We start from the raw sequence: 569 nt of genomic DNA on the forward strand, positions 1-569 counted from the left end.
GAGCTTTATCGATGTTTATCACGATGTTGAAAAAATCATTTGCGAATACAAAGCAAATTGATGAAAGCGATCAAAATGAAGACTTTGAAATTCGAAGATACTAAGTTTTCAACTAGCGCATGCTAGTGGAATATAAAAAACTTTTAAGGAGGAATTATACATGCCTGTTTTAGGAGCTGCTATTGATTTATCTGGTCTTTCTTTACCTTTTACGGTGTCAGATGTGATTGGAAGTGTGAACTCTTTACTTGGTTGGGTAGGGCCATTCGTACTACTTGCCATTGCTTTGGGATTTGCACCAAAAATCATTTCATTCATCAAGTCGATTTTCGGTCGCGCGGCATCGCGATAAGAGGAAAAGGAGGAGCGATCCTCCTTTTTTAGTAGGGGAGGCGTGGGATGTATTAAATGATTAAAAAAATAAGCAGTTGATTGTTATGTTTTTTACTATTTTATCCGTTGAGCGCTTTTGCGTTTACGGTTTATGAAGTTAGTGGGAGTGCCATTAAAAGTGGACCGTACTATTCGCCAAGTGATGATAAGTATATCGTTGAATTTGATCCAAATGT

1 protein-coding gene is annotated in these 569 nt (G+C 37.4%); it reads left to right on the forward strand.

The annotated features are described in order from the left end of the window. Positions 1-160: 160 nt before the first annotated feature. Positions 161-352 (forward strand): hypothetical protein, encoded by a 192-nt coding sequence (locus tag ETC00_RS19565; RefSeq protein WP_171567714.1) that lies wholly within the window; start codon positions 161-163, stop codon positions 350-352. The last annotated feature ends 217 nt before the right edge of the window (positions 353-569 follow it).

This window comes from Brevibacillus sp. MCWH (genome assembly GCF_013096935.1).
In the GTDB taxonomy this organism is placed as follows: domain Bacteria; phylum Bacillota; class Bacilli; order Brevibacillales; family Brevibacillaceae; genus Brevibacillus; species Brevibacillus aydinogluensis.